Genomic DNA, 6,884 nt, shown 5'->3' with positions numbered 1-6,884 from the left:
GGGGTAGGCGGTGCCGGGTTCGCCGATGAGCACGACAAGGAAGTAGCCATCGCCGGCGGAGCGGGTGAAGGCGGCGGACTCGGCGAGGAGCGGGACAAGGGCGAGTTCGAGCCCGCCGGCGCGGTAGTAGCGGACGGCAACGTGGCTGACATGCTTCTCGAGGCCGGCGGTCATCGGTCGCGGCCTCCGGCTTCGGCGATGAGCTGGAGCACCTCGCCGGGAGTTCGGGCGGTGGCGTCGGGGAGGGCATCGAGCAGGGCGGGGGCATCGATAGTGCCCCAGAGGGCGGCGACGGAGCGGATGCCGGCGTTGCGGGCGGCCCAGATGTCGGCGGGGCTATCGCCGACGAGGGTGACGCGGGTGGGGTGGTCGATGAGGAGGCGGTCGAGGGCGGCGTAGACCGGTTCGGGGTCGGGCTTGTGCTGTTCGGTGTCATCGAAGCCGATGACGGCGTGGAAGTACTGGAGGAGCCCGGCGGCTTCGAGTTCTTCGGTGGCGCCCCACGAGACTTTCGAGGTGACGATGGCCATGGGGACGCCGGCGGCGTGGAGGGTGCGGAGGGCGGCCTCGATACCGGGGAAGGGGCGGGCGCGGCCGGGGAGGGCGTAATAGTAGTCGCGGTAGGCGGCGGTGAAGGCGAGGTAGTTTTCGCCGCAGAGGCGGCGGGCGAGCGCCTCGAGGGTGCCGCCGCGGTTCGCTCGCCAGAGCGCGACGGGGTCAATCGGGGTGCCGAGGACGCGCTCGTGGGCGTGGGCGAGGGCTTCCATGCGCGCGGGGAGGGTTTCGAGAAGGGTATCGTCGAGGTCCCAGAGGATGGCGGTCATGGCGCCCTCCCCGGGCGAGGGATGCCCCGGCTGGCGAAGACTTCTTCCATGGCCGGCCAGGCTTCGAGGGCGGCGGGGAAGCCGGCGTAATAGGCGACCATGCGCAGGGTTTCGATGATACGCGCGGGCGTGGCGCCGTGGTTGAGCGCGCCGTTGATGTGCGAGCGCAGAGGGCCGCCGGTGCGGCCGGTGGCGGCGAGGATGGCGATGACGAGCAGGCTGCGGGTGGCGCGGTCGAGCGCGGGGCCGCTCCAGCCGCGGGCGAGGGCGGCATCGACGATGTCGTCGGCGAGCTCGGGGTACTGGCGCTCGAGGGCGGCGCGAGCGGCGGCCGGGTCCTGCGCGGAGAGGGTTCGCAGGACGTCGAGGCCGGGGCTTTCGGCACCAGCTGGCCGGCGAGCGGCGTCGAGTTCGGCGCCGAGGGCGGCGAGGATCTCGGCGGTGCGGTCGGGCGTTTCGATGAGGCCGAAGGCCTGGAGGATGGCATCGCGGACATGGGGGTCGAGTTCGATGGCGTGGAGTTCGGCGGGGGCGAACCAGCCGGTGCCGAAGCCGGGCGGGGGGACGGGTTCGCCGGTCCAGCCGGTGGGGGCGTAGAGGTTGAAGACGACCTGGCCATCTTCGGCGGGGAAATAGTGGGTCTGGAGGAAGTCTTCCTCGACGGCAGGTGCGGAGATGCCGAGGGCCTGGAGGATGCGGTCCATCGCCTCATCGACGTCGTCGAGCTCGGGCGGGAGCGGCCCGCCGGGGAGCTCCCAGGGCGACGCCGGCGCGGGTCGGAGGAGGAGGATGCGCCCGTCGCGTTCGAGGATGGCGGCAAGGTGGATGTGCTGCTTCATGTGGTCCTGATCGCGACGGTATCGAGGATGCTGAGGAGGAGGATGCGAAGGGAAGGGTGGAGGTCGGCGTCGAGGACGTCGTGGCGGGTGAGCCAGCGGCCCGAGCCGGGGGGCGGGTCGGGGTGCCACTGCCAGACGGTGTAGAAGCCGGAGAAGGCGGGCTCGCGCTCGGCGGGGTCGTGGTAGTCGAAGGCGCCCTGGGCCCAGATGGCGGATGCCTCGATGCCGAGCTGGTCCCAGAGGTGGGCGGCGAGTTCGGCCTTGCGGTCCTCGGCGAGGGGGCGGAAGAGGCCGCCGGGGAGCCCGAGTCGGCCCCCGACGAGGCGCAGGAAGACCGCCTGGTTGCGAACGAGGATGCCGTAGACGCGGTCGGGGCGGCGGTCGGCCATGGGGGGCGCCTCGCTAGCCGTAGCCGATGCTGCCGGTTTTGAGCTCGGCGGCGGCGATCTCAGCCTGGTCGATGGCGCGCATGAGGGCGCGCATCTTGTTCACGGTTTCCTGGTATTCGGTTTCCGGCTGGGAATCGTACACGATGCCGCCGCCCGCCTGGAGGAAGGCGACGCCGTCCTTGACGACCATGGTGCGGATGGCGATGCAGGTATCGAGCGAGCCGGCGAAGGATGCGTAGCCGACGGCGCCGCCGTAGATGCCGCGGCGGGAGGGTTCGAGCTCGGCGATGATCTCCATGGCGCGGACCTTGGGGGCGCCGCTGAGCGTGCCGGCCGGGAAGACGGAGCGGAGGGCATCGAACGGGGACTTGCCGGGGGCGAGGCGGCCGGAGACGTTCGAGACGATGTGCATGACGTGCGAGTACTTTTCGATGTGCATCAGGCTATCGACGCGGACGGTGCCCGGGGCGGCGACGCGGCCGATATCGTTGCGGCCGAGGTCGACGAGCATGATGTGCTCGGCGCGCTCCTTTTCGTCGGCGAGGAGCTCGGCGGCGAGGCGGTCGTCCTCTTCGGGCGTGGCGCCGCGCGGGCGGGTGCCGGCGATGGGGTGGGTAACGACGATGCCGTCTTCGACGCGGACCAGCAGCTCCGGGGAGGCGCCGACGACCTGGAAGTCGCCGAGGTCGAGATAGAACATGTAGGGGGAGGGATTGATGGTGCGGAGCTGGCGGTAGATGTTGAACGGGTGGACGGCGGTGGGCCGGCGGATGCGCTGTGAGGGCACCACCTGGATGACGTCGCCGGCGATGATGTACTCGCGGATCTTGTCCACCATGAGGTGGTAGCCCTCGCGGCCGACGTTGGATTCGGCCTGGCCGTTGGTGCGGAGGACGGCGTTGATGTCCTGGTGGGGCAGCTGGACCGTCGGGTTGTTGAGGCGCTCGACGATGGCGTCGATCTGGTAGGCGGCCTGGCGGTAGGCGGCATCGATGTCGCCGTCGAGGCGGCAGTGGGCGATCACTTTGATGGTGTGCCGGAGGTGGTCGAAGACGACCATGGCGTCGGTGAACAGCCAGGTGGCCTCAGGGATGCCGATCTCGTCGACTTCAGGCGGGCGGACACGCGGCTCGAAGTGCCTGACGGCATCGTAGGCGACGTAGCCGATGGCGCCGCCGGTGAAGGCGGGGATGCCGGGCGTGGTGACCTGGCGGAAGCGGGCGAGCTCCTGCTCGACGGGGACGAGGGGGTCGTCTTCCCACTCCTGTCCGGGGCCGGTGCGGAGGACGCGGTAGGGCTGGGTGCCGATGAAGGAGTAGCGGGCGAGGCGCTCGCCGCCCTCGACCGATTCGAGCAGGAAGCTGTACGGCCCGGTGCGGACCTTGAGGAAGGCGGAGACGGGGGTTTCGAGGTCGGCCGTGACTTCGCGGTAGATGGCGACCAGGTTGCCCTGGCGGGATTCGGCGAGCTGGCGGACCTCTTCGAGGGTTGGGCGAAGCATCAGTGCTGCTCGAGGTAGTTGAGATCGAGGGCGTCGCGGACCATCTCCATCGTCTCACGGGCGATGGCGCGGCCGCGTTCGGCGCCGCTTGCGAGGGCTTCGCGAACGAGGTGCATGCGCGCTTCGTAGTAGGCGCGGCGTTCGCGGAAGGGGTCGAGGAGGTTGTTGAGGACGGTGGTGAGGCGGTCCTTAAGGACCTTGTTGGGCACGCCGCGGGTCTCGTACTCGCGCTCGAGCTCGGCGAGCCCGTCGGTATCGGGGTCGAAGGCGCGGAGGTAGAGGAAGATGGGGTTTTCGTCGCAGCGCCCGGGCTCGTTGGCGGCGCGCGGCGGGCCGCCGTACATGCTGCGGACCTTGCGGGCGACGGTTTCGGCGTCGTCTTTGAGGTCGATGGTGTTGCCGCGGGATTTGCTCATCTTGGCGTTGCCGTCGATGCCGACGAGGCGCGGGACGCGGCCGACGAGGGCCTCGGGCTCGGGGAAGACGGGCTTGAAGCGCCGGTTGAAGCGGCGGGCCGTTTCGCGGGTGAGTTCGATATGGGGGAGCTGGTCTTCGCCGACGGGCACGAGATGTGCGCGCGGCATGAGGATGTTGGCAACCTGCATGACCGGGTAGGTGAAAAAGGCGACCGGGACGGATTTGCGCTCCTGGGAGCCGTCCTCGGGGTTTTCGATGGCAGCCATCTCCGACTTGAGGGTGGGGTTCCGCTCGAGCATGGAGACGGGGAGGAACCAGCCGAGCAGGGTGGTCAGTTCAGCGTGCTCGGGGACGAGGCTTTCGATGACGAAGGCGGAACCCTCGGGGTCGAGGCCGACGGCGAGCCAGTCGAGGGCGACTTCCCAGACGGCCTGGCGGACGCGGGGGATATCGTCGGCGTAGTCCGAGACCTGGTAGTCAGCGATGAGGAAGTAGCACTCGTAGTCGTGCTGGAGGCGGACCCAGTTCTCGAGTGCGCCGGCGTAGTGGCCGAGGTGCAGGGGCCCGGTGGGGCGGATGCCGGTAAGGATACGCTTGCGTTCTTCGGTCACCGGGGGGCTCCGGGAGGGCGTGGTGCGGGGGGCCGGGCAGCCGGGGCGCCGGCCGCCGGGCGGGCGCCGGGACGCGAGGCGGCCGGCGCGGAGCGCTCGGTGGCGCGGATGAAGGCGTTGACCTGGCGGCCTGCCTGGTCGATGAGGTCGAGCTCCTGGGCGAAGACGGTCTCGGGCTCGTTGGTGAGTGCGGCGAGCACATGCAGCCAGGAGCGGGCGGCAGCGAGGGCACCGCGGGCCTCGCGGAGGAGGGCGACCTGCGGCTGGCCCTCGCGGGTGGCGGCCTCGGCGATGTGTGCTGCCGCTTCGCCGGCGGCCTGGAACGCGCGGTCCTGCGCTTCCTGCGAAGCGCGCAGGTTGGAGCCGATCTTCAGGCGGCCGATGGACGCGGCGAGCCTGACGGCCGTGTTCCAGGCCTCGATGGTGGGGTACTCGGGCTCGGCCATCTCAGGCTGCGGCGGCGTAGCAACCGTCGAGGAAGCCGAGGAGACGGTCGCAGGCGACTTCGACGGCGCGAATGACGGCGTCTTCATCGGTGCAGGACTCGGCAATGGCCTGCATCTCGGCGCCGGAGTGGGCGATATCGGCCACGAGGTGGACCGAGAAGAATTCGAACTGGCGCGGCTCCATGCCGTAGAACTCGGTGAGGCCCTTGATCTTCTGCCAGGCGATATCGGGCACCTGGCCTTCGTAGGCGAAGAGGGTGGCGAGGGCCTCCGCGAGCGGCGCGCTGGCGGCGGCGGTGCGGAAGTGATCGACGAGGGCGCGGGTTTCGGGCCGGAGCTCGGCGTTGATGACCTCCTCGGGTTCGACGCCGAGGGCCTTCGCGAATTCGAGCCAGAGGGCGGGATGGTTGCGGTCGCCGTGCTCCTCGTCCCAGAGGTTATCGAGGATGAGCTGGCGGATGGTGGGCGATTCGGTGCGAGTGTGGATAGCGGAGAGGTAGCGCGGGAAGGCGGCCTCGAAGTGGTAGTACTGGCGGGCGTACTCCCGGAGCTTGTGCATGGGCAGGGTGCCCTGGGTCCATTCGACGTAGAAAGGGTGCTTGAGCATGGAGCGCTCTTCGAGGACGGCCTTGAGCCGGGCTTCGAAGTCGGTGGAGACGGAGAGCATGGTCATTGGGGTGAGACTCCTGGGGTGGTGAATTCAGGATAGCGGTGACACGGATTAGATGGCGGGCAGGTGCTGCATCGCCTCGCGGACTTTTTCCTCGGGGTAATGATCATCGACGAGGCGGCCGGCGAGGTAGTCGTCGTAGGCCTGTAGGTCGAGCAGGCCGTGGCCGCTGAGGTTGAAAAGGATGGTGCGCGGGCGGCCTTCCTCGCGGGCCTGGATGGCCTCATCGATGGCGGCGCGGACGGCGTGGGAGCTCTCGGGCGCGGGGACGATGCCTTCGGTGCGGGCGAAGAGGGTGGCGGCTTCGAAGCAGGGGTTCTGCGGATAGGCGCGGGCTTCGATGTAGCCGAGGTCGTAGAGGTGGCAGATGAGCGGGGCCATGGCGTGGTAGCGGAGGCCGCCAGCGTGAATGCCCGGGGGCATGAAGGTGTGGCCGAGGGTGTACATCTTCATCAGCGGGGTGAGGCCGGCGGTATCGCCGAAGTCGTAGCGGTACTCGCCCTTGGTGAGGCTGGGGCAGGAAGCGGGCTCGACGGCGAGGAAGCGGGTGCGGGTCTTGCCTTCGAGGCGGTCCTTCAGGAAGGGGAAGATGAGGCCGGCCGCATTGGAGCCGCCGCCGGCGCAGCCGATGACGACATCGGGGTATTCGCCGGCCATCTGCATCTGTTCGATGGCCTCGAGGCCGATGACGGTCTGGTGGAGGAGGACGTGGTTGAGGACGCTGCCGAGGGAGTACTTGGTGTCCTCGCGCATGGCGGCGTCTTCGACGGCTTCGGAGATGGCGATGCCGAGGGAGCCGGTGTTCTCGGGGTTTTCGGCGAGGATTTTGCGCCCGGCTTCGGTATCGGGGCTGGGGCTGGGGACGACGGTGCCGCCCCAGACCTGCATCAGCGACCGGCGGTAGGGTTTCTGGTTGTACGAGACGCGGACCATGTAGACCTTGCATTCGATGCCGAAGAGCTGGCAGGCGAAGGCGAGAGAGGAGCCCCACTGGCCGGCGCCGGTCTCGGTGGCGATGCGCTTCACGCCTTCCTGTTTGTTGTAGTAGGCCTGGGCGACGGCGGTGTTGGGCTTGTGCGAGCCGCTGGGGGAGACGCCCTCGTACTTGTAGTAGATGTGGGCGGGCGTCTGGAGGGCCTGTTCGAGGAAGGTGGCGCGGATGAGCGGCGAGGGGCGCCAGATGCTGT

At 69.3% G+C, this 6,884-nt stretch carries 8 protein-coding genes; all 8 read right to left on the bottom strand.

Going from position 1 to position 6,884, the window contains the following annotated elements:
* Positions 1–170: 170 nt before the first annotated feature.
* A complete protein-coding gene (locus VAE46_RS05785; RefSeq protein ID WP_322795969.1) occupies positions 171–824 on the bottom strand; it encodes an HAD-IA family hydrolase in 654 nt (217 codons plus the stop codon).
* Positions 821–1,663 (bottom strand): carboxymuconolactone decarboxylase family protein, encoded by an 843-nt coding sequence (locus VAE46_RS05780; protein ID WP_322795968.1) that lies wholly within the window; start codon positions 1,661–1,663, stop codon positions 821–823. The genes VAE46_RS05785 and VAE46_RS05780 overlap by 4 nt, the downstream gene beginning before the upstream one ends.
* Entirely contained in the window at positions 1,660–2,052 is a 393-nt protein-coding gene (locus VAE46_RS05775) for a hypothetical protein (RefSeq protein WP_322795967.1), read from the bottom strand. Before VAE46_RS05775 ends, VAE46_RS05780 begins: the two co-directional genes overlap by 4 nt.
* A gap of 13 nt (positions 2,053–2,065) precedes the next feature.
* Positions 2,066–3,553, bottom strand: coding sequence for an anthranilate synthase component I (gene trpE, locus VAE46_RS05770; RefSeq protein ID WP_322795966.1), 1,488 nt, complete (start codon positions 3,551–3,553; stop codon positions 2,066–2,068).
* Complete coding sequence (gene trpS, locus VAE46_RS05765; RefSeq protein WP_322795965.1) at positions 3,553–4,581, bottom strand: tryptophan--tRNA ligase; 1,029 nt, start codon at positions 4,579–4,581, stop codon at positions 3,553–3,555. The genes trpE and trpS overlap by 1 nt, the downstream gene beginning before the upstream one ends.
* On the bottom strand, positions 4,578–5,027 hold the full coding sequence (locus VAE46_RS05760) for a four helix bundle protein (RefSeq protein ID WP_322795964.1): 450 nt from the start codon (positions 5,025–5,027) through the stop codon (positions 4,578–4,580). The genes trpS and VAE46_RS05760 overlap by 4 nt, the downstream gene beginning before the upstream one ends.
* Before the next feature lies 1 nt (position 5,028).
* Positions 5,029–5,700 (bottom strand): CADD family putative folate metabolism protein, encoded by a 672-nt coding sequence (locus tag VAE46_RS05755; RefSeq protein ID WP_322795963.1) that lies wholly within the window; start codon positions 5,698–5,700, stop codon positions 5,029–5,031.
* 48 nt (positions 5,701–5,748) lie between these two features.
* The coding region (locus VAE46_RS05750) for a TrpB-like pyridoxal phosphate-dependent enzyme (RefSeq protein WP_322795962.1) at positions 5,749–6,884 on the bottom strand (1,136 nt) is incomplete at its 5' end.

This window comes from Tepidiforma sp., from assembly GCF_034433535.1.
Classification (GTDB): Bacteria; Chloroflexota; Dehalococcoidia; order Tepidiformales; family Tepidiformaceae; genus Tepidiforma.
Note: the sequence above shows the minus strand (reverse complement) of the source record. Positions and strands in the feature narration are given on the sequence as shown.

Coding starts and splice junctions, on each gene's coding strand:
- VAE46_RS05755 (WP_322795963.1), bottom strand. CDS start 5,700: ATGACCATGCTCTCCGTCTCCACCGACTTCGAAGCCCGGCTCAAGGCC.
- VAE46_RS05785 (WP_322795969.1), bottom strand. CDS start 824: ATGACCGCCATCCTCTGGGACCTCGACGATACCCTTCTCGAAACCCTC.
- VAE46_RS05775 (WP_322795967.1), bottom strand. CDS start 2,052: ATGGCCGACCGCCGCCCCGACCGCGTCTACGGCATCCTCGTTCGCAAC.
- VAE46_RS05780 (WP_322795968.1), bottom strand. CDS start 1,663: ATGAAGCAGCACATCCACCTTGCCGCCATCCTCGAACGCGACGGGCGC.
- trpE (WP_322795966.1), bottom strand. CDS start 3,553: ATGCTTCGCCCAACCCTCGAAGAGGTCCGCCAGCTCGCCGAATCCCGC.
- VAE46_RS05760 (WP_322795964.1), bottom strand. CDS start 5,027: ATGGCCGAGCCCGAGTACCCCACCATCGAGGCCTGGAACACGGCCGTC.